Source organism: Pallidibacillus pasinlerensis, from assembly GCF_009996845.1.
GTDB lineage: Bacteria > Bacillota > Bacilli > Bacillales > Caldibacillaceae > Pallidibacillus > Pallidibacillus pasinlerensis.
Genome location: NZ_JAACYS010000006.1, coordinates 1 through 22,217, shown reverse-complemented (window position 1 = coordinate 22,217; position 22,217 = coordinate 1). Strand labels below are relative to the sequence as shown.

Sequence of the window (22,217 nt, the reverse complement as noted above, 5' to 3'; positions counted from 1 at the left end):
TAGATGCAGAGACTAGTCAGAAATGTGATCGAACGTGCTTAAATTTCTCCTTCCCCCTAATGCATCAAATTTATCATCACCTTCCCATTTTGTTATACTAAATTTGAACAAATTGAAAGGGATGACAGCGATGGAATATGTAACATTAAATAATGGGGTACACATGCCGAAGCTTGGATTTGGAGTATGGCAAGTACCAAACGAAGAAGCAACACCAGCTGTAGAAAAAGCAATTGAGGTAGGATACCGTTTGATTGATACAGCAACGGTATATCAAAATGAAACAGGCGTTGGGAAAGCAATCGCTAATTCACAAGTTCCACGAGAAGAACTATTTATTACTACTAAACTTTGGAATGCAGATCACGGTTATGAAAAAGCACTAAAAGCCTTTGAAGAAAGTATTGATCGTTTAGGACTAGATTATGTCGATTTATATTTAATTCATTGGCCATGTCCAGATTTCGGTTTATACATAGAAACATATAAAGCGTTAGAAAAACTGTATAAAGATGGACGTGTTAAAGCAATCGGTGTATCAAACTTTAATATTGAGCATTTGGAAAAAATCTTCGCAGAATGTGAAGTTGTTCCTGTCGTGAACCAAGTTGAATGCCATCCATACTTACAGCAAAAAGAATTGAAAGAATTTTGCGCTAAACACAATATTTACATCGAAGCATACAGTCCATTGATGAATGGACGAGATGTTTTAAATGATGAAGTGATTACAAACATCGCAGAAAAGCATAATAAAACTGCTGCACAAGTTATCTTACGCTGGCATTTACAAAACAATACGATTGTAATTCCTAAATCAGTAACACCATCACGAATTGAAGAAAACTTCAATGTCTTTGATTTTAAATTAACAGATGAAGATATGGAGAAAATTTCAACCCTTGACCGGAACGTTCGAATTAATAATGACCCTAATGTTTACCATCGAGTATAAAAAGTAGCCATAGAAAAGACTCGCTTTTTCAGCGAGTCTTTGCGTTTTTCTATGAAATCAAAGTTTAATTGAAACATACTTTACTTCTAGGAACTCTTCAATACCGTGGTGTCCACCTTCACGACCAAGTCCACTTTCCTTAAATCCACCAAATGGTGCTTGTGCGACAGCAGGAAGTCCATCGTTAATACCGACAATTCCATATTCAAGTTGTTCTGATACAGTTACTGCTGTTTTTAAGTTTGTTGTAAATAAATAAGCAGCAAGTCCGTACGGAGTATTGTTTGCCCGTTCAATTACATCTTCAGTATCATCAAAAGTAATGACTGGCGCAACTGGACCAAAGGTTTCTTCCTTCATAATGCGCATATCCTCAGTCACATTACTTAAAACAGTCGGTTCAACAAAATACCCATCTTCTAAATCCTCGATACGACGACCACCGCATTCAATGTTTGCGCCTTTACTTACGGCATCATGAATATGGGACTCTACTTTTATGTATGCTTGTTCATCAATTAATGGTCCCACTTGAGTTTCTGGTTCTAAACCAAAACCAACCGTTAACTTCTTCGCTTCTTCAGCAAACTTCCGAACAAACTCATCGACAATGGATGAGTGGACGTAAACTCGGTTTGCACATACACAAGTTTGCCCATTATTTCTAAATTTTGACTGCATGACACCTTGAACAGCCGCATCGATGTCTGCGTCTGGGAATACAATAAATGGTGCATGCCCACCTAACTCTAGCGAGACTTTCTTCACATTGTCAGCTGCTCCGCGCATTAAAAGTTTACCTACTTCCGTTGATCCAGTAAAGGTGATTTTACGGACGCGCGAATCTTTTAACCATGCATCACCAATTTCTTGAGCATCACCTGTAACAATGTTAATAACACCTTTTGGAAAACCGGCCCGTTCTGCAGCTTCTGCTAATTTCAAGGCCGTAAGTGGAGTTTGTTCTGCTGGTTTAATAACAACAGTACAGCCAGCCGCCAAAGCCGGTGCTACTTTTCGTGTAATCATTGCAGCAGGGAAATTCCAAGGTGTAATTGCTGCAACGACCCCAACAGGTTGCTTTAACACAAGTAATCGTTTATCAACTGCAGATGCAGGAATCGTTTCCCCGTAAACCCGCTTTGCTTCTTCTGCATACCATTGAATAAAACTTGCAGCATAGGTAACTTCACCAAGAGCTTCTTTTAATGGTTTCCCTTGTTCAAGGGTTAATATTTCTGCGATTTCATCCTTACTATCTAAAATATTGTCATACCAGCGACGTAAAAGATGACTACGTTCATCTGCCGTTTTTTGGGACCACTTTTTAAAAGCGTCATAAGCTGCATCTACTGCTAAAATTGCATCTTCCTTGTCACCGTTAGGAACGGAAGCGATATGTTCACCGTCTGCTGGATTTGTTATCGCAAAGCTCTCGTTTGAAATTGCTTTTACCCACTCTCCATTTACATACATTCGATCTAATAAAACAGTACGAGCTGCCATCATCCCACCCCCATACTTGTTATATAATTCATTATACTAAATTTTATAAAAACTAGCATGGAGTTAGAATCTCGAATTTTAGATTGTTGAATATAAAACTGTTGAGTTAATTGAGTGCATATGTAAAGAGTAAAAAACACTGTACACTTTAAAATAAAATCACCCAGTTTCCTAACTGGGCGATGTAGTTTACGAAGGGTAAAAATGAAGTATTATCATATTTAAAAAAGTAAGAGTCTTTACTTTGCACGAACGTTATATTAATTCCTAATAGGGTGCTGGACCGTACTCCTCACGTGGACCGAACCATGGTTGGGTTTGGTAACCTCCGTATCCATGATGGTGTCCATGGTGGTGTCCGTGATGATGGTGCCCATGATGGTGATGAAGGTGCCCATGATGGTGATGAAGGTGCCCATGATGGTGATGATGTCCGTAATGGTGGTGTCCATGGTGATGCCCATGCCCATGATAGAATGGCTGACCTCCATATCCGTAATATTGTTGGAATGGATTGCCACCATATCCTCCTCCGAAATCATAAAATCCTGCGTATCCCATACCATAACTAGGAAAACTTCCAAAACCAAAAGGGCCTCCTAATATCTGTCTTTCCATACTTTTACCTCCTCATGTGTGTTCACCCTAGTGTATGTGTCCCAACAAACAGGTGTATGGGCAAATGCCCATATTTTTTTGAACGAAAATAGAGCGAGAAGTTTATATTATTGAAAATTCTAATTTTTAATGTGTAATAATAAAGAATTCTTGGTCATAATGTAATAAAAGTAAATTAAATTTGCCTTGAAATTACTGATGAAGTATGATGTTTTATAGAAAAAAATTTAAATTGAGATGGATGATGTTTAATGAAAAGAGCTCGAATTATTTATAATCCGACTTCGGGTAGAGAAATTTTTAAAAAGCATTTACCTGATGTTTTAGCTAAATTAGAAAGAGCTGGCTATGAAACATCATGTCATGCAACAACAGGACCAGGAGATGCGACTGAGGCTGCTCGTACAGCTGTAGAAAGAAGATATGATCTCGTAATTGCAGCTGGAGGAGACGGAACATTTAATGAAGTTGTTAATGGATTAGCTGAACAGGAGTATCGTCCAAAATTAGGTTTAATTCCTGTTGGGACAACGAATGACTTTGCAAGGGCGTTACATATTCCAAGAGATATTTTTGCTGCGACAGACATCATTGTAGATGGACAATCTATACCTATTGATATTGGTCGAATGAATGACAAATACTTTATTAATATCGCTGGTGGTGGACGTCTTACTGAATTGACGTACGAAGTTCCGATTAAATTAAAGACGATGCTTGGTCAACTTGCCTACTATATAAAAGGGATTGAGATGTTGCCTTCATTAAAGCCATACAATCTTCATTTAGAATATGATGGTAAATTATACGAAGGCGAAGTAATGTTATTTTTAATTGCTCTTACAAATTCAGTTGGTGGCTTTGAAAAACTTGCCCCAGATGCTTCCATTAATGATGGCTATTTTACTTTATTAATTTTAAAGAAAACAAATTTAGCTGAATTTGTTCGATTAGCGACGCTGGCTCTTCGTGGTGAGCATATTAAAGATCCAAATGTTATTTATACGAAGGCAAATTATATTAAAGTAACATCTGAAGATGAAGTTCTTATAAATTTAGATGGTGAACTAGGTGGAAAAACCCCAGCTGAATTTAAAAATTTATATCGCCATTTTGAAATTTTTGCACCAATTGACCAGTTGCGAAAAGAAGATCGCGTTGATTTAGAATCGGAAACGGAATCTAATTAAAAGGGCTCTTCCCCCTTACCACTTATGTGGATGGGTAAGCCCTTTTTTATTTTGAAAAAAATCAGCCACAAACCCTAGTGCATTTTACAACTTTGTGTAGTTTTTTAAAGAGGATTTTTTCTCAAAATAGTAAACAATGTATAATGAAAGTTGTTGACTATAACACCATAACGGAATTTTTAACAGATGAAGGTGAATGAAATGAAGCAAAAAGCGCCTGTAAAGGTAAATGACTTAATTGATATAGAATTTGTAGATTTGACTCATCAAGGACAAGGAGTAGCGAAATTGGATGGTTACCCTATATTTGTTCCAAATGGGTTACCTGGTGAAAAAGCGACAGTCAAAGTCGTTAAAGCAAAAAAGAATTATGCTCATGGCGAACTAATTAACATTATAGAACGAAGTCCAGTTCGCGTTGATATTCCGAAAGAGGAAGAACATAAATATGGCGGCTGCCAAATTCATCATATGACTTATGATGGGCAGTTAAAATTTAAACAAAATCATGTTGAACAAGTGTTAGTTCGCATTGGTGGGCTTGAGGATGTAAAGGTTCATCCTATTATCGGAATGGATAACCCGTGGCATTACCGGAACAAAGCACAAGAGCCTGTCGGTGAAAAGAACGGGAAACTAATTTCTGGATTTTATAAGCCGAGATCCCATGAAATCGTTCCAACGGATGAAAGTGTTATTCAAATGAAAGAGGTAAATGATGCAATTCAAGTTGTAAAAGAAGTTTGTAACGAATTTAAAATCCAAGCTTATGATGAAAAGAATCATACAGGAATTTTACGAAATATAATGGCTCGCTACGGTAAGCAAACTGGAGAATTAATGGTCGTCCTAATTACGCGCACGGAAAAGTTACCGAATAAAGATGAGATTGTTGAAAAATTAGTGGCGCGGTTGCCGAAAGTAAAATCCATCGTACAAAATATAAATTCAGAGAAGACGAATGTCATTTTAGGGAAAAAGACGAAACTACTTTGGGGGGAAGAAGTGATTTACGATAAAATTGGTGATGTTAAGTTCAGGATTTCACCATTATCTTTTTATCAAGTAAATCCTGTCCAAACGAAGGTATTATATGATAAAGCATTAGAATATGCCGATTTATCTGGTGAAGAAATAGTGATTGATGCATACTGTGGAATTGGGACGATTTCATTATTTTTAGCACAAAAGGCGAAAAAAGTATATGGTGTAGAAATTGTACCGGAAGCGATTGATGATGCGCGGAAAAACGCAAAATTAAATGGGATGACAAATGTGGAATTTGAAGTTGGTGAATCTGAGACGGTCATTCCAAAATGGGCAGAAAAAGGGATTCAAGCCGATGTCCTAGTCGTTGATCCACCAAGGAAAGGTTGCGACGAATCATTATTAAAAACGATTATTGAAATGAAACCGAAAAAAGTAGTTTACGTTAGCTGTAACCCATCGACCCTCGCAAGGGATTTACGAATCTTGGAAGATGGGGGATATAAAACAATAGAAGTCCAGCCGGTGGATATGTTTCCGCATACCTCACATGTGGAGTGCGTGGTATTGATGTCAAGGGTTGAGAAATAAAGATACTTTAAGCACTTATAGATAAAGGGTTTCCTGACATTGAATTTTTCTCATGACATCTTTGTCGAGGACGTTAATGTCGGGAAACCCTTATTTTTATTCTTTGAGGAAACATGTCAACTACCATGAAAGTGATAGGGGTTGAGTTGATAGGTTAGATTTTTTATTGGGGTTGAGAAGGCAGGATAGATAATTAAAAAGATACCATAGGACAAGTAATTCAGAAGTATACAAATCCTTTTACACAAGCTGAATATGTATACATCTTAATAGAAAGTGAGGTGCAGCAAGATGGCAGTTAATAAAAATGTAATGATTATACCTGCAATTAAACGTGTAGGCAACAGCCGAAAAGAAGATGAAACACCAAAACTTCGGGTCGCTGCTTATTGCCGAGTTTCTACAGATAGTGATGAGCAGGCTAGTAGTTACGAAGTGCAGATTGAACACTATACAGAGTTTATTAAGAAGAATTCAGAGTGGGAATTTGCAGGGATCTTTGCTGATGATGGTATCAGAGGCACAAATACAAAAAATCGCGACGAATTTAATCGAATGATTGATGAGTGCATGGCTGGGAAAATTGATATGGTTATTACCAAATCAATAAGCCGATCTGCTAGAAATACCTTGGACTGTCTACAATACATCAGAAAACTTAAAGATAAAAATGTTGCGGTATATTTTGAGAAAGAAAATATCAATACACTGGATGCCAAAGGTGAAATTATGCTTACCATTATGGCATCCTTAGCGCAACAAGAGAGCCAGTCATTAAGCCAGAATGTAAAGCTTGGCTATCAATACCGATACCAACAGGGAGAGGTAATGGTCAATTGTTCTAGGTTTTTAGGATATACCAAAGATGAAAATAAGCGATTAGTAATTGTACCGGAGGAAGCTGAAATAGTCAAAAGGATTTACCGAGAGTATCTTGAAGGCTCAAGTATGGATAAAATCAAAAAAGGACTTGAAGCTGATGGCATACTTACGGGAGCGGGGAAAAAAGGTGGCATACCAGTACTATAAGGAAAATATTAAGCAATGAAAAATACATTGGTGATGCATTGCTCCAAAAAACTTATACGGTAGATTTTCTTACAAAAAAGAGGGTTGTGAATAACGGAATCGTACCTCAGTATTATGTAGAGAATAACCATGAAGCCATTATCCCGCGTGAAATTTTCATGCAGGTACAAGAAGAGTTAGTTCGTAGAAGTAGAGGACATATAAGTACTAGTGGAAAGAAAAGAAACTTTAGTTCAAATCATGTATTTTCGCAAATTATCTTCTGTGGTGAGTGTGGCGAAATATACCGTAGAGTTCATTGGAATAACCGAGGTAAAAAATCAATTGTTTGGAGATGCGTCAGTAGACTTGAGAATACAGGGTTAACTTGTCATTCCCGAACCGTGCTGGAGGATATGATAGGCCTTGCTACGGTGGATGCAATTAATAAACTAATAGGGCAAAAGGATGGCTTTTTAACAATCTTAAAGGAAAATATAGAAACAGTGATAAGTGAAACAGACAATAATATTGTTTCCGAGATAGATAAAAAGCTAGAGGAATTACAAAAAGACCTTTTGAGACTGGCCAATTCCAAAGAAGATTATAACGATATAGCCGATGAGATATACAGGCTCAGAGAGGAAAGACATAAGGCTTTAGCAGAAGAAGCAGGCAAAAAGGGTTCCAAGCAAAGACTAGAAGAGATGGAAAAATTCCTTAATGAACAATCCACCCTCCTTGAGGAGTATGATGAGCAACTAGTAAGGAGACTTATAGAGAAAATAACGGTCTATGATGATAAACTAACTATTGAATTTAAATCTGGTGTAGAAGTAGATGTATAAACATAGCCTTCATAAATGACCACCATTCAGGAGATATATTCTCTTGATTGGTGGTTTTCTTTTTATTGACTGGAATTGGTAAAAGGCATATAATCTTATTAACAATGTTGTTGATATTGTTATTGATAAGGAGATGACAACATGAGTGATGTTAATGAGCTACTAGAAGAAGCTATTAAGGAAACTGAAAACTTGAATGAAGGTGAAGTCTTTCTTGTTAAAGACCTGTTCAAGGGTTATGTATGGAATAGAATACCCAGAAAGGATCGACTTCTGCTTGGGACTTTATTTTTAAACTACGTAAATAAAATGGAAGGTAATATAAAGGCTATTGAAAAGACTTCATCTAATCAGCAGAGATATAAAAAGATTAACTCTAGATACTAGCCGAAATGATTTATTGGCTTTATATTAATCTTCCTAAGAATAGCAAAATCACATGCGAGAGGTGGTGAAAGAATGCTGACCATTGAGGAATACATTGCACGAAGGAAAAAGGAAGATAAACTCAATGAATTTGACATTGATGCGCGTGCACAAAATATGAAAATCTGTGTTGATTATGTATTTGAGTATTTCAACAACTATCTGAATATAACGGAAGCTGAGGAAAAAACAGTACTCCATAATGAAAAATTAGAGAAATATCGTAAGCAGCTAAGAGAGTATGATCCTGAAGTTAGAGAATGGGCTGTTAGTATTTATAATGAGTATGGGAAGCAAATACATAGGTACATTGGAAACATCATGAAGGAGAATGAGTTTTTCTTTCTGTATAGTACTGATAGTGAATTTAGAAATGCTTCCTATGATTGCTATTCGCAACTAATTAAAAAGTTTCCGTTTCTTAAGGACCAAACAGAGTTTCTTTTTCTTTTTATAAAAGACTATCATAGGGTAGAAAGCGAACAAAGGTTTAATTTCGGAATGCCATCAATAACAGAAGAAATAACTGATTGGATCGATAAAACCTGGGCAAAGTATCAGGTTAATCTTCTTGCCTTTGCCTATAGTTGGATAAATAGTTTTTATGACAACGAGGATGTTTGGCCGTCAACACATAGAAAGAAGAGTCAATATACTTGGAGGAAGTACGATTACGATTATAAGCAGAAAAGTAACCTCTTTAACCTAGATTCACTATATAGAAAGATGCCGAAAAAATCCTTTACAAAAGGAAAAAAGCAAGAATTTGAAATACTGTTTATGTACTATTGGCTTCATGACATGGAAGGCGATAATGATTACTGGCAGGAGTATTTAGAAATGGTGTTACCTGCTTTGAAAAAGCAATAGATATTAAACATTAATGGGGTGAAAAAATGAATGATAAAGAAATAATTCTTTCAAAAATTGCGGAAATTCTTAGTAGACCAGGCTTTTTTATAAGGAAAAATTCAGAATTTAAGGCTAGATTAAAATGCGTTGGACTTAATGATCTTTATGAAAAATATATGGATTACCTAGTGCCGTATTTCTACAATCAAGGCTATGCACACAAATTTGAGAATAATAACGAGGAATACGATGTGTTTCTAGGTTTAGATAGTATTTTCTCGGATTTGTATAAGGAAAATAGGCATGAAGATATTATCAATCTGCTAAAAGAAATAACTAAATCCTTCAATGTAAGATGGATTTCTGAAGATAGCAATGAAGATTTTGAAGAGCTAGCTAAACTATACGAAATTTTAGGGTTAAGTATAGCCATTGAATTTGATAAAGTTAAAGTTTCTGCTTGTATGGAAAGCGACTTTTCCAGAGTAAGTGAGATGTTTTCTGTTGAGTCATGGATAAAAAATAACCATAAAGAAGTATATGATGCTTACAAATCTGCTATTGATGCTTATACACAGGGGCATTCAGGAGCTTGTATTGAATCATGTAGGACAAGTATTGTAAGTATATTTTCAAAATATAAGGGGACTGAAAATTTCGCAAAGTGGATGAGAGGTGTATTTAACACTAGCGGAGACAGTGAAACAGCAACGGTTGCTGACTTAGATAGGGCTCTTAAATCAGATCTGAAAAAAGAAGATTTAGCAGATTTTTTTAATGAAAATAAAGATGGAAAGCTGACAAAGACAAAAACGATTTATATGATTTATTCTATGATGTCTGATTATGGAACCCATAGGAATGAGAATACTATTGAATCTCCAACAATTGAAGATGCACTCTTTTGTTTGAGACTAACAGATAGCATTTTATTTTGGGTATATTCAAAAAACAAATAGTGATTTTTAAATGAAGGGGTGAATAATATGTCCGACGTAAAAAATGCATATGATCAGATTATTGATTTCTTGAACAATGAAACAGATAAAACATTATTGCTACGGGGTATTGCTGACAAGGAAAAACATCAGACTCTTCTTAAAGCCTTGAACGCTCAAGGAAACTTGAAAGGGCTGATTAATTTAATTCATACAACAAAAGATGGAATGGAGAATTTTTTTCGATGGGCGGAACTATATAAAGTTAATGTACCGAAGAAATATGGACAAGGAATGAAATTATCAAATCTTATAATTTACTTTGATAATCTAACCACGAAAAGTAATAGTGAAAAATACGATCATTATGCATTTGACTTTATGATTATATGGCCAATTCAAAGTGTAACAAAAAATGAAAAAGAGATTCAGATGCTGAAAGAAATGGCCCAACGTCAAAAGACAAAAAAGATTATATATCTTACAATTAAAGAACCTTGGTACAACCCGGATTCTTTAGAGCCTATCGTGGATCGAGTGATAAAACTTGACTGTGAGAATGATGACCCAAAAGAATATCAACGTATTCTAGCCGCCTACGAAGATGATATGAAAAGGCGCAAATACTAATATACATAGCAAATTCAGGTGGCTTAAGGGTGTACAATTATTATTCAGACTAGGCATAAATTCTTATTTAGAAAGCGAATTATTTACATCTTATGCCGTGGTTTGATAGAAAAATATGAAATAAGGATTTTTTCGGGAGAGAATAAATGAAAGATTTCTTAAATAAAATTCGAAGACCAATTAGTATATCGCTATCAAGGAAATTTTTATATTCAACTTTAATATTTATCGCAGGGGTTATTTTAGGCTCAGTTTCTAAGATGCTTGAAACAACCCTAAGTAATTCATTACCCTATTTTATAGAAGTGTTAGATTTAAGAAACTTCTTTTCTCGCATGGGGGTTTGGATTTTCCTTGGAGTATTAATATCTGTATATAGCAAATCACCTATCAGGTCTGCCATAAATGTATTTTTGTTTTTTGTAGGTATGGTAGGTAGCTATTACTTATACACGGTTTTTGTAGCTGGCTTTTTTCCTAAATCATATATGATGATTTGGATAATAATGGCCTGTATTTCACCATTTATGGCTTTTATATGTTGGTATGCAAGAGGGAATGGCATAATTGCTATTTCTATTTCATCTATAGTGTTTATGTTTATTTCAAGACAGGCTTTTGTATTTGGATTTTGGTATTTTGATATTAAGTATAGCTTGGAATTGATACTCTGGATAGCCACGAGTTTTGTTTTATATCAGTCTCCAAAGCAAATAATCAAGGTGGTGGCCATAGGATCGCTTCTCTATTTCTTTACCGCTCAAATCAACTTTTTCTGGGGAATGTTGTAGGTCTCTATTTAATGCAAATTCAGTGGATATGTTCCCGCCTACCGATAGTGCAAAAAGTGCCGATGACGTGTTTCCGACTACCGACAATGTAAAAGACATCAATCCACCCCGCTCGTTGCACGTTGAGTGCGTTTCGCAGATCGTTTTAAAATGAAAAAATGAGGCAAGATAAGGTTTCTCTCTTGCCTCTATTCAATTTTTGGTGTGGTAAACCGGTAATGAATTATTGGTGTACCGTCCTCTTTTACCTCGATTCGATTAATCAGTCGATGGAGAATATCCTCGGTTAATTCATCGAAATGTAGGAATTGAAGTAATTCCTTTTTGAGCTTTTCAATTGTTTCGATTACATCCTCGCTTTCCATCAATGAAAGAAGTTCATTTTTCTGTTCCATTAATTCAGTTAAATCCTTGTTCGTTGCTTCAATACTCTCTTGATATTCTTCATTGGTAATGATTCCGTCAGCTAACAGGTTGATGAATTTCCTTTTTCGATTTTTTAAAACATCCATCTGTTTGTTAATCTTATTGATTTTCTTTTGAGAATCCGATTTTGTACTTTTCGATTTTCTCTCCATCTTCTTTATATATTGCTCTTTGTCAATTTGATGAATTAAGGATTTTATGTCATTTAGAATTGTTTCTTTTAAAAAATCCTCTTTTATTGTGTGGGCGGTACAAGCTTTTTTTCCATGACGCGCATAAGCCCCACAAATGTATCCGTCTCGATTGCTTCGGAACCACATACCTGTACCACAATCGGCGCAAAAGAGGACATTAGTAAAAAGATGTAATTTGGGTGCTGTAATATATTTTCTTCTCTGCTCTAATTGATTTTGGACAGCATCAAACGTTTCCCTAGATATAATTGGCTCATGTGCATTTTTGATAATAAACTGTTTTTCTTTAGGAACGTTTTTTCTTCTTTTACTTGTTACACTTACTGTCGTTGTTCTTCCTTGAACAAGATCCCCAACGTAATGGGGATTTGTCAAGATGCATCTAATGGTAGAATCATGCCACTTATCTCCTGCGTTTGCTTTTCCAGCTATTTGAGCAGGAGTAGGAATTCCCTCGTTATATAGCCGTCTTGCAATACTTTGTCGTCCGTTTCCTTCCAAATATTCTTTGAAAATTCGTTTAACAATCTTTGGTGTCTCATCATTACGGATATACAGTTTTCCATCTCTTACTTCATACCCATATGGAGGGTTTGATCCTTTAAAAAGTCCATTTTTTGCACGAGTTTTTAATGTCTCTTTCACACGATTACTCGTGTTTTGAGATTCTTGTTCATACATCCATGCATAAAGGCCAAACATATGGGTGTTACCTGTTAATGTATTGATTGCATTATCTAATGTAATGATGTGAATCCCTTGGTTTTCACATAAGTTTTTGATTTTATAGGATAACTCTCCATTGCGGGCAAGACGTGATAACTCTTTAGCAAGAATGATATCGAACTCCTTATTCTGAGCATCTTCAATAAGTTTTTGAAGTTCTTCTCTTTTTGCCGTCGTCCCGCTTTCAACGTCAATATAAAATTTGTAAATATCCCAACCTTTTTCCGCTATATAATTATAAAACAGTTCTTGCTGATATTTTAAGGAATCTTTTTGTTCTTCTTTATCGGTAGAAACACGAACATATACTGCACATCTCATTTTGAATCATACTCCTTCTCGTCTTTTTGAGATGTAGCAGTGTTTACCTTACTAGCATTATTGACGAGTTCTTCAATTTTATGATCAATAATGGAATTTATAACATCCATGAAAGTGAGCGAAGTATCTGCAAAAATTCGCTCAACGGTGTTTTCTGATCTATTCATGATTTATCGCTCTCCCTTTTATAATTTTTCAATATAAAAAAATCCGCAGAATTACATAACCAACAATGTGAATGGTTACGTAACCTCTGCGGATCTCGCTTTTTATTGGGTTACACTATTTATTTGACTTTGTACAAATATTCTTCAATGCGATGTTTATAGGTATTTCCCTTTCCATTGTAACGATTTCTTCTATACTCAAATAAGAAATTAGTTAGCTGTGAATGTTCTTCTGTTGAAAGTTTTGATGGATGATTCACTCTTATATAAAGAAATCCCTTTAGATTTCCTTGGTTGTTAATCATTTTTCTTCTCCTTTTTTATTTGTATTTTCCGTTTTGCATAAAGCATTGTATTTTCGTTTTTTCATATTTGAAGAGGAAATAGGATTTTTTTAAAAAAAATTGATTAACCGATTTGTTCTGAAACATTATACTGATCGATTCAATGTATTTTAATAGGATTTTAAAATTTTTTAAGATATTTTGGATTAATCAATTGGGTAAATAGTTATAGGTCCCTAAGATTACCCTTTTAATAAAATGAGATAAATAGGTATAATGAAGATATATTAGATGCAGCAGGAGGAAGTTATATGATTACAGGGGAAATTAAAAATAAAGTAGATAAAATATGGGAAACGTTTTGGACAGGTGGGATTACAAATCCATTAACGGTTATTGAACAATTTACTTATCTTTTATTTATAAAAAGTTTGGATGAAGCGGAAACGATTAAAGAGAAGGAAGCGGAAATTTTAGGCATTCCTTTTGAAGGAATCTTTCCAGAAGATAAACAACACTTGCGCTGGCACCGTTTTAAACAGCTCGGATCGCCAGAAGAAATGTATCGTGTTGTTTCCGATGAAGTTTTTCCTTTCATTAAAAATTTACATGGGAAAGATAATTCAGCATACTCCAAGTACATGGGCGATGCGATGTTTTTAATCCCAACAGCGAATATGTTGGCAAAAATTGTCGAAGGAATTGACAATCTTCCTTTAGATGACCGGGATGTACAAGGGGATTTATATGAGTATCTACTTTCCAAATTATCAACGTCTGGTACAAACGGGCAATTCCGTACACCAAGACACATTATTCAAATGATGGTTGAACTTATGAAACCAACACCAGAGGATATTATTATTGACCCTGCAATGGGGACGGCTGGATTTTTAGTAGCCGCAAGCGAATACTTACGTAAACATCACAATGATATGTTCCTTGTTCAAGGACTAAAAGAACATTACCATAACACCATGTTCTACGGAAATGATATGGACCGGACAATGCTACGTATTGGTGCCATGAACATGATGCTACATGGTGTCGATAATCCAAATATTGATTATCGGGATTCCCTTTCTGAAATTAATAAAGATAAAGAAAAATATACGTTGGTACTCGCTAATCCGCCATTTAAAGGCTCATTAGATTATGAAGCAGTTTCAAATGATTTATTGAAAATTGCCAAAACTAAGAAAACCGAATTATTATTCTTATCCTTATTTATTCGTATCTTGAAACCGGGCGGTCGAGCTGCTGTTATTGTTCCAGACGGTGTGTTATTTGGAAGTTCAAAAGCACATAAAACGATACGAAAGGAAATCATTGATAACCATAAATTGGAAGCTATAATCTCCATGCCGAGCGGAGTGTTTAAACCGTATGCAGGAGTTTCAACGGCGATTATGATTTTCACGAAAACTGGAGCAGGTGGTACAGATAATGTCTGGTTCTATGATATGAAAGCAGACGGATTTTCATTGGACGACAAACGTAACCCAGTTGAAGAGAATGATATACCGGACATTATTAAACGATTTAACAATTTAGAAGCAGAAAAAGAAAGGAAACGGACAGAACAATCCTTCTTCGTACCGGTTGAAGAACTAAGGGAAAATGACTATGACTTGTCGATTAATAAGTATAAAGAGATAGAGTATGAAGAAGTGGAGTATGAGGCACCAGAAAAGATCCTAGGGAAAATAGAAAGTATAGAAGCAGAAATTATAAGTGGTATTAAAGAAATTAAAAATATGATAAAGGGATAGATTAAAATGATAGGGAGTAAATATCAAAATAGGAAAACTTTAAGCAATCTTGATGAGAAAAAATGGGACATTTTAACATTTAATGATGTTTTTATAGATGATACAAGGAAAGCAACAAAAGTTAAGAAAGAAGATTATTTAGAGACAGGAGATTTTCCTATAGTTGATCAAGGAAAGGATTACATTACAGGATATACTAATTTAAAAGAAGAGGTGTATGATAACACACCATTAATAATTTTTGGTGATCACACTAGAATATTAAAGTACATTGACTTCCCTATTTTTATAGGAGCCGACGGAGTGAAATTGCTAAAAAATAGATTCTCAGAAAAAGAGGTACTAACAAAATATCTTTATTATTATCTCTGCACAATCAATATTCCAGACACAGGATATAATCGCCATTTTAAGTATTTAAAAGAAATTGTAATTCCAATACCGGATATTGAAATGCAAAAGCGGATTGTACAAATACTAGATAAAGCTCAAGAATTAATTGATAAACGGAAAGCCCAAATCGAAGCATTAGACCAATTAACGCAAAGTGTGTTTTTGGAGATGTTTGGGGATCCAATTAATACAAAATGGAAAACAGAAAAATTAAGCGAAATAACAGATGTGAGAGATGGGACTCATGACTCACCTAAATATATTCAAAAAGGTTATCCATTAGTTACATCAAAAAATATAAAAGATGGAGAAATTGATTTAACAAATGTTAACTATATATCTGAGGAAGATTATGAAAAAATTAATCAACGTTCCAAGGTAGATATTGGTGATATTATTATGCCAATGATTGGAACTATAGGTAATCCAGTAATAGTTAATGTAGAGCCAAATTTTGCAATTAAAAATGTGGCCTTAATAAAATTTTATCCAGATACTTGTATAATAAATATTTATCTAAAGTATTTATTGGATTCGCATTATTTAGATTTTGTTTTAAGTAAAAATAGACGTGGAGGAACACAGAAATTTTTATCTTTGAAGAATATTAGAAACATGGAAATACCTGTACCTCCTATTAAATTGCAAAAAGACTTTACTAAAGTTATAAGAGAAATAAATGAAAAAAAGAAATTGCTAAATAAATCATTGGATGAGATGGTTAATGCTTATAACTCTATAATGCAACGTGCTTTCAAAGGCGAGTTATTTACCGAAGATAAAGTTCCTAACCATTAATTTAAGGGAGGTGGCAATGTGTCAAACTTTAACTTTCTAAAGGAAAAGAAGCAATATCGAAGTTTTGCTGATGCCTGTTTCGAAGCAGAAAAAGGTTTAGTTGTAAGTCCCGCTGTCAGCGCGATTCAGTCACGACGTGCGCTGGAGCTGGCAGTTAAGTGGGTATACAGTTATGACAGTGCTTTGAAAGTTCCTTATCAAGATAATCTTTCCAGTTTGATTCACGACCGAGAATTTTTAGGCATTATTGATGAAGAACTATTACCGTTGATGAAGTATGTAGTGAAACTTGGTAATCAAGCAGTCCATACCAATGCACCGATTACTCGAGATGAAGCGGTTTTGTCCCTTCATCATCTATTCCAATTTATCGCATGGATTGATTATTGTTATTCTGATGAATTTACGGCCGGGGAATTTGATGAATCCCTACTTCCGGTTGGAGAAGAAAAGAAGGTCCGTCCGAAAGAATTACAAGATTTATACGAACAATTAAGTGCGAAGGACCGGAGACTTGAAGAAATTATTAAGGAAAATCAACATCTTCGTAAAAAGGTCACAGAAAAACGTGAACAGAACACGAAAGAAAATAATTTCCAAGTAGATCAATTAAATGAATTTGAAACAAGACTAAAATATATCGATTTAGATTTGAAACTTGCCGGTTGGGAATTTAATAAAGATATCATTCGAGAATATCCAGTAGTAGGTATGCCCAACAAAGAAGGTAAAGGATTCGCTGATTATGTTTTATTTGGTGATAATGGTAAACCTCTTGCCGTAATTGAAGCGAAAAGAACATCAAAGGATTCTAAAATTGGTCGTCAACAAGCGAAACTTTATGCTGACTGTATTGAAAAAATGTCAGGTATTCGTCCAGTGATTTTCTATACGAACGGCTTTGAAACATATATTTGGCATGATCCGTATCCGCCACGAAAAGTTTCTGGCTTCTACAATAAAGAAGAATTAAGTTTGTTAATCGAACGCCGGCAAATGAAACGTCCATTATCAAATGTACAAATAAATGATGATATTAGTAACCGATATTATCAAAAGGAAGCCATTTTATCTGTTTGTGATGCATTGAGTCGTAATCAAAGAAAAGCACTTCTTGTAATGGCTACAGGTAGTGGAAAAACGAGAACAGCAATTTCAATTGTCGATGTTTTGACTCGGCATAATTGGGTGAAAAATGTTCTCTTCTTAGCAGATCGTAAAGCTTTAATAAACCAAGCATATCGTAACTTTAATAACTTACTGCCAAGTATACCTTTATGCAATCTTTTAGATAACAAGGATAACCCAGAGGAAAGCCGAATCGTCTTTTCTACATATCCAACGATGATGAATGCCATCGATGAGGCGAAAAGAAAAAATGGCAAAAAACTATTTACCGTTGGACACTTTGATCTCATCATCATTGATGAATCGCATCGAAGTATCTATAAAAAATACCGCAGCATTTTCGATTATTTTGATGGAATTTTACTCGGCTTAACGGCAACCCCAAAAGATGAGATTGATAAAAATACGTATGAAGTGTTTGAAATGGAAAATGGTGTTCCGACTTATGCTTATGAGCTGGATCAAGCTGTAAAAGATGGGTTTTTAGTTGATTACCGAACAATTGAAACAAAGACAAAGTTTCTAGAAGAAGGTATTCATTACGATGATTTATCGGAAGAAGATAAAGAAAAATATGAAGAACTATTTGATGAAGAAGATTTCATAGAAGATATTGATAGTTCTGCATTGAATGAATGGCTTTTTAATGACAATACAATTGATATGGTGTTGATAGACTTAATGGAAAAAGGCATTCATGTAGAAGGTGGAGACAAGCTAGGCAAAACCATTATTTTTGCGAAAAATCATCGTCATGCAGAACGGATTGTGGAACGGTTTGATAAATTATTCCCTGAGTATGGTGGAGATTTTGCTAGAGTCATTGATTATAGCATAAAATATGTTCAAACATTAATAGATGACTTTTCAGATAAAAGTAAAATGCCACAAATTGCTGTATCTGTGGACATGCTTGATACAGGTGTGGACATACCAGAAGTGGTTAATCTTGTATTCTTTAAAAAGGTTCGTTCGAAAACAAAGTTTTGGCAAATGATTGGTCGTGGAACACGGCTTTGTCCAGATTTATTTGGAATTGGACAAGATAAAACGCATTTCCTAATCTTTGACTATTGCGGAAACTTTGAGTTTTTCCGTGAAAATCCAAAGGGAATGGAAACTCAAGTTGGTAAAAGCCTCACAGAAAAACTATTCAATGCCAAAGTGGATATTATCCGTGAATTACAAGGAACTGAGTATCAAACAGAAGAATATATCAACCATCGCAGTGAATTAGTCCATGAAGTAACAAGGGACGTTCTTGCCCTTGATAATGACAATTTCCGTGTTAGACAACATCTGCAATATGTGGAGAAATATAAAAATAAGGACAATTGGGTGTCATTATCTGTTCTTGATACGAATGAAATTAAAGAACATATCTCACCGATCATTGTCCCAGTTCAAGATGATGAATTTGCTAAACGTTTTGATTTATTAATGTATACGATTGAATTGGCCAAATTACAAGCGAATAATGCTACAAAACCAATTCGTAGCGTTATTCAAACGGCAGAAGCCTTATCTAAACTTGGTACAATCCCACAAGTATTGGAGCAAAAGCACATCATTGATAAAGTGTTAACAGAAGAATTTTGGGATAGTGCTGATATCTTTGAATTAGATGAAGTGCGTGAAGCGTTAAGGGATTTAATCAAGTTTATCGAAAAAGAAACACAAAAGATTTATTATACAAACTTCCAAGATGAAGTGATTGAAGTAAAAGAAAACACTCCAATGTTTCATGTGAATGATTTACAAAATTACCGGAAGAAAGTAGAACATTATTTAAATGAACATAAAGACCAAATGGCGATTTACAAACTGTACCATAATAAACCACTAACAGCCCAAGATGTAAAAATGCTTGAAGATATACTTTGGAAAGAACTCGGAACGAGAGAAGATTACGAAAAAGATTTTGGTGACACGCCGATTACCAAACTCGTTCGTCAAATAGTCGGTTTAGACCCACAAGCAGCCAATGCAGCATTTTCAGAGTTTCTTTCAGAGGAGCGGTTAAATCTAAACCAAATTCGATTTGTTAAACACATTGTTGATTATGTCATTAAAAACGGAACACTTGATAAAAAAGTCTTACAACAAGAACCATTCAGATCAGTTGGAAGTATTGTTGAATTGTTCAAAGATAATATGGACGATGCAAGAAAAATCATTGGCATTATTGATGAGATCAATCGAAATGCGGAAGATATTGCTGGGGCATGATTCAATAAATGTACAAACATGATTGAGACACCTTGGATATATGATATGTTCGAGGTGTCTTATTTTATTTATAAGGATAATTAATAGGGCTAAGGGAACTCATAAGAAACATTTATAGCGTTCTCTGGTATGTCAACACAAAATTGAACAATTTTTTTAAGGTACATAACTCAAACTTTTTATTTTGTGAAACTAAAATATATTGAAAGTCTAAAAAGGCTATAAGTTTGTCCGCCACCATTGACTTCGCTTTTGTCTGTGTAGTGAAATGAACGCAGGTTATGCGAAAGAACAGCCTTTAGGACTCACCTGCAGACAAATTGTAACACAGACAAATCGATTCTAAGTATTCGCTGGCGGGGCCCCGACCCCTTCCATCGCCTACTAAGAATCGGGCGCTACAGTAAATGGCAAGCAGCTACCGCTGTGGCTTTTTCGGATTTTTTATGCTCATTCCCGGATTCTCTCTTTACTGAACGGGATTCGTTCTAACCAGTTGTTTTTCTTTAAATTCCTTGGGTGTTAAGTAATTTAATGAACCATGAATTCGTATGTTATTAAACCAATTTACGTAATCAAATAGCTCTAGATCAAGCTCTTGTTGACTATCAAATACTCTACCGCTAACAAATTCTGTCTTAATTGTTTTGAACGTTGCCTCGGCAACGGCATTGTCATAAGGTGTTCCTTTTTCGCTTAGGGATCTCTTAATGCCAAACGTTTGTAATGCTTGGTCTATTAAACGGTTTTTAAACTCACTTCCTCGATCAGTATGAAATAATTCGAGGCGATTTAGATTGTATTTCACTGACCCAAAGGCACGTTGAACTAGTTCAGCGTTCTTATGAGGACCCGAACTGTAGCCAATAATTTCTCGATTATATAAATCTACTAAAACGCAAATATAATGCCATTTCTGCTTTACTCGAACGTATGTTAAATCACTTACAATCACTTTCAATTCTTTGTCCTGATTAAATTCACGATTCAGCACATTTCCAACTTCGGACTCATTTACTGTTGTATTTCTAAGCTTAAATTGAGCAACCGTGTATTTGGAGACAAGTCCTTGTTCTTTCATGATTCGCCCAATACGGCGACGTGATACCTTCCAGCCTTGCTTTTGAAGCTCTTTTTTATTTTTCTTTGACCATAAATGTTCCGACTATCTTTAAAAATTTTTACAATTAAATCTGTTAATTCATCATCTTGGTTATCTCGAATTTTCGCCTCATAATAGTACGTGTTTCTTGGAAGTTGAGACAAGAGCACATTGCTGATATCGAGTATTTATGACGGTTATTCCGAATCACATCTACGCATCAAGACATTATCAGCGCGGCTTGCTTTAAAATATCATTCTCCATCATCAATCTTTGATTTTCTTTACGTAGTCTAATTAATTCTTCCTGCTCAGGGGTTCTGTTGTCCTTTTCTTCAAAGGATCCACTTGTTTTATGCTGACGAACCCATTTATCAAAAGAAGATGGTGTTAGTTCGTATTCTTTGATAATTTTATTTCTAGGTTTACCTGAAAGGTGCAGTTGGACAATTTGTTCTTTAAATTCTTTCGTGAAAGTTCTTCTTGATCTTTTGGTCATAATTAATTCGCTCCCGACTTTTTTGAGTTTTAAGTATATATGACCTTAACGAATCTGTCCAACTCAGTGTAACCTATCCAGTTTGTAGAGAAATTAGCTGTATTAAGACTCTCTAAAATCCTTGAAGACTTCCTAAAATCGGAGTTCTTTGAAGAAGATAAGGTAGTAGATTGCAAGTCAACCCGAGTCTTTTTTGATGTAGACCATGACTACTACGGCATTCATGTCATATTCTATCTGCCAATTGGAGTGGCTGAAGATGAAGAAGTAAGTACTTCTGCATTGGATTACATTCGATAAATCAATGAACAGGCAGTTCGTTATGTAGAAGAACACTTGAAAGTGTAAGGATACAAAGGGGACGGCGATGCTTGTCTTTTTTTATGCCTAAATTCAAAGAGAACTTTGATTTAAGTTTTTTTGTTCATGTCTTTGAATGAAGGTTTTGGGATGTTATCCTCTTTGCGTTTCTTGTCTATATAAACCCAAATATAGTAGGTTGCCCAAAAAAACATTATGAGTATTATTACGAAGTAAGGTGTATAATCTTCTGGATAAACTTCAATCAACAAAAAGAGAAAAATACGGTGGTAAAAGTATTGCGTATTTTACCAACTCAAATATTCACACTCCTTTACCACGTATCTGTTTTGTACTTCAGAATCACGTCACTTGAGAAATAAGCTCATGTTTTTTGAGTAATAGGTAGGCTCTTAGTTAAATACTTTGTTACATAATAACCTAAATATATTCCTACTATATTCAGAATAACATCATCTATATCTATGATTCTAGTTCCTAATCCGAGTAAATGTAAAACGAGTTGAACAAATTCAAT

At 35.0% G+C, this 22,217-nt stretch carries 18 protein-coding genes and 1 pseudogene; 14 read left to right on the top strand and 5 right to left on the bottom strand.

Going from position 1 to position 22,217, the window contains the following annotated elements:
* Positions 1–130 precede the first annotated feature (130 nt).
* Complete coding sequence (locus GW534_RS02375; protein WP_161919501.1) at positions 131–955, top strand: aldo/keto reductase; 825 nt, start codon at positions 131–133, stop codon at positions 953–955.
* A 57-nt stretch (positions 956–1,012) separates the two neighbouring features.
* Here the strand turns inward: GW534_RS02375 and GW534_RS02370 are convergent, their stop codons facing one another.
* The gene (locus GW534_RS02370; protein ID WP_161919456.1) at positions 1,013–2,461 is read right to left on the bottom strand and encodes an NAD-dependent succinate-semialdehyde dehydrogenase; all 1,449 of its coding nucleotides are present in this window, start codon (positions 2,459–2,461) and stop codon (positions 1,013–1,015) included.
* A gap of 308 nt (positions 2,462–2,769) precedes the next feature.
* Between GW534_RS02370 and GW534_RS02365 the strand changes: the two genes are divergently transcribed.
* The 10 genes from GW534_RS02365 to GW534_RS02320 all read left to right on the top strand — a co-directional run bounded on the left by GW534_RS02365 (position 2,770) and on the right by GW534_RS02320 (position 11,340).
* On the top strand, positions 2,770–3,033 hold the full coding sequence (locus GW534_RS02365; RefSeq protein WP_161919455.1) for a hypothetical protein: 264 nt from the start codon (positions 2,770–2,772) through the stop codon (positions 3,031–3,033).
* A 297-nt stretch (positions 3,034–3,330) separates the two neighbouring features.
* On the top strand, positions 3,331–4,269 hold the full coding sequence (locus GW534_RS02360) for a diacylglycerol kinase (protein ID WP_161919454.1): 939 nt from the start codon (positions 3,331–3,333) through the stop codon (positions 4,267–4,269).
* 201 nt (positions 4,270–4,470) lie between these two features.
* Positions 4,471–5,847, top strand: a complete 1,377-nt coding sequence (gene rlmD, locus GW534_RS02355; protein ID WP_161919453.1) for a 23S rRNA (uracil(1939)-C(5))-methyltransferase RlmD — start codon at positions 4,471–4,473, stop codon at positions 5,845–5,847.
* A 291-nt stretch (positions 5,848–6,138) separates the two neighbouring features.
* Entirely contained in the window at positions 6,139–6,876 is a 738-nt protein-coding gene (locus tag GW534_RS16980) for a recombinase family protein (RefSeq protein WP_456093665.1), read from the top strand.
* 38 nt (positions 6,877–6,914) lie between these two features.
* The gene (locus GW534_RS16975) at positions 6,915–7,703 is read left to right on the top strand and encodes a recombinase zinc beta ribbon domain-containing protein (protein WP_456093664.1); all 789 of its coding nucleotides are present in this window, start codon (positions 6,915–6,917) and stop codon (positions 7,701–7,703) included.
* Positions 7,704–7,844: 141 nt separating this feature from the next.
* On the top strand, positions 7,845–8,090 hold the full coding sequence (locus GW534_RS02340; RefSeq protein ID WP_161919452.1) for a single-stranded DNA-binding protein: 246 nt from the start codon (positions 7,845–7,847) through the stop codon (positions 8,088–8,090).
* Between the two features lie 72 nt (positions 8,091–8,162).
* On the top strand, positions 8,163–8,999 hold the full coding sequence (locus GW534_RS02335) for a hypothetical protein (protein WP_161919451.1): 837 nt from the start codon (positions 8,163–8,165) through the stop codon (positions 8,997–8,999).
* A 26-nt stretch (positions 9,000–9,025) separates the two neighbouring features.
* A complete protein-coding gene (locus tag GW534_RS02330; RefSeq protein WP_161919450.1) occupies positions 9,026–9,940 on the top strand; it encodes a hypothetical protein in 915 nt (304 codons plus the stop codon).
* Positions 9,941–9,967: 27 nt separating this feature from the next.
* On the top strand, positions 9,968–10,549 hold the full coding sequence (locus GW534_RS02325) for a hypothetical protein (RefSeq protein WP_161919449.1): 582 nt from the start codon (positions 9,968–9,970) through the stop codon (positions 10,547–10,549).
* Between the two features lie 146 nt (positions 10,550–10,695).
* Entirely contained in the window at positions 10,696–11,340 is a 645-nt protein-coding gene (locus GW534_RS02320; protein WP_150200129.1) for a hypothetical protein, read from the top strand.
* A gap of 188 nt (positions 11,341–11,528) precedes the next feature.
* Here the strand turns inward: GW534_RS02320 and GW534_RS02315 are convergent, their stop codons facing one another.
* Together GW534_RS02315 and GW534_RS16095 are read right to left on the bottom strand one after the other, a co-directional pair.
* Complete coding sequence (locus GW534_RS02315) at positions 11,529–13,007, bottom strand: recombinase family protein (RefSeq protein ID WP_161919448.1); 1,479 nt, start codon at positions 13,005–13,007, stop codon at positions 11,529–11,531.
* On the bottom strand, positions 13,004–13,174 hold the full coding sequence (locus tag GW534_RS16095) for a hypothetical protein (RefSeq protein ID WP_162835916.1): 171 nt from the start codon (positions 13,172–13,174) through the stop codon (positions 13,004–13,006). The genes GW534_RS02315 and GW534_RS16095 overlap by 4 nt, the downstream gene beginning before the upstream one ends.
* 595 nt (positions 13,175–13,769) lie before the next feature.
* On the opposite strand from GW534_RS16095, the gene GW534_RS02310 reads away from it, so the two are divergent.
* Genes GW534_RS02310 through GW534_RS02300 form a run of 3 tightly spaced genes read left to right on the top strand, consistent with a single transcriptional unit; the run spans position 13,770 to position 19,778 of the window.
* On the top strand, positions 13,770–15,230 hold the full coding sequence (locus tag GW534_RS02310; RefSeq protein ID WP_161919447.1) for a type I restriction-modification system subunit M: 1,461 nt from the start codon (positions 13,770–13,772) through the stop codon (positions 15,228–15,230).
* A gap of 6 nt (positions 15,231–15,236) precedes the next feature.
* The gene (locus GW534_RS02305; protein WP_161919446.1) at positions 15,237–16,421 is read left to right on the top strand and encodes a restriction endonuclease subunit S; all 1,185 of its coding nucleotides are present in this window, start codon (positions 15,237–15,239) and stop codon (positions 16,419–16,421) included.
* Positions 16,422–16,439: 18 nt separating this feature from the next.
* Positions 16,440–19,778: a DEAD/DEAH box helicase family protein gene (locus GW534_RS02300; RefSeq protein ID WP_161919445.1), complete on the top strand. Its 3,339-nt coding sequence runs from the start codon at positions 16,440–16,442 to the stop codon at positions 19,776–19,778.
* A 469-nt stretch (positions 19,779–20,247) separates the two neighbouring features.
* On the opposite strand, the pseudogene GW534_RS02295 reads toward GW534_RS02300, so the two are convergent.
* Both GW534_RS02295 and GW534_RS16880 read right to left on the bottom strand, forming a co-directional pair.
* Positions 20,248–21,379: pseudogene (locus GW534_RS02295) on the bottom strand (IS3 family transposase).
* A 685-nt stretch (positions 21,380–22,064) separates the two neighbouring features.
* Positions 22,065–22,217 (bottom strand): VanZ family protein, encoded by a 153-nt coding sequence (locus GW534_RS16880; RefSeq protein WP_407670432.1) that lies wholly within the window; start codon positions 22,215–22,217, stop codon positions 22,065–22,067.

Coding starts and splice junctions, on each gene's coding strand:
- GW534_RS02305 (WP_161919446.1), top strand. CDS start 15,237: ATGATAGGGAGTAAATATCAAAATAGGAAAACTTTAAGCAATCTTGAT.
- GW534_RS02325 (WP_161919449.1), top strand. CDS start 9,968: ATGTCCGACGTAAAAAATGCATATGATCAGATTATTGATTTCTTGAAC.
- GW534_RS02330 (WP_161919450.1), top strand. CDS start 9,026: ATGAATGATAAAGAAATAATTCTTTCAAAAATTGCGGAAATTCTTAGT.
- rlmD (WP_161919453.1), top strand. CDS start 4,471: ATGAAGCAAAAAGCGCCTGTAAAGGTAAATGACTTAATTGATATAGAA.
- GW534_RS02315 (WP_161919448.1), bottom strand. CDS start 13,007: ATGAGATGTGCAGTATATGTTCGTGTTTCTACCGATAAAGAAGAACAA.
- GW534_RS02365 (WP_161919455.1), top strand. CDS start 2,770: ATGGTTGGGTTTGGTAACCTCCGTATCCATGATGGTGTCCATGGTGGT.
- GW534_RS02370 (WP_161919456.1), bottom strand. CDS start 2,461: ATGGCAGCTCGTACTGTTTTATTAGATCGAATGTATGTAAATGGAGAG.
- GW534_RS02320 (WP_150200129.1), top strand. CDS start 10,696: ATGAAAGATTTCTTAAATAAAATTCGAAGACCAATTAGTATATCGCTA.
- GW534_RS02310 (WP_161919447.1), top strand. CDS start 13,770: ATGATTACAGGGGAAATTAAAAATAAAGTAGATAAAATATGGGAAACG.
- GW534_RS02360 (WP_161919454.1), top strand. CDS start 3,331: ATGAAAAGAGCTCGAATTATTTATAATCCGACTTCGGGTAGAGAAATT.
- GW534_RS02335 (WP_161919451.1), top strand. CDS start 8,163: ATGCTGACCATTGAGGAATACATTGCACGAAGGAAAAAGGAAGATAAA.
- GW534_RS02340 (WP_161919452.1), top strand. CDS start 7,845: ATGAGTGATGTTAATGAGCTACTAGAAGAAGCTATTAAGGAAACTGAA.
- GW534_RS16095 (WP_162835916.1), bottom strand. CDS start 13,174: ATGAATAGATCAGAAAACACCGTTGAGCGAATTTTTGCAGATACTTCG.
- GW534_RS02375 (WP_161919501.1), top strand. CDS start 131: ATGGAATATGTAACATTAAATAATGGGGTACACATGCCGAAGCTTGGA.
- GW534_RS16980 (WP_456093665.1), top strand. CDS start 6,139: ATGGCAGTTAATAAAAATGTAATGATTATACCTGCAATTAAACGTGTA.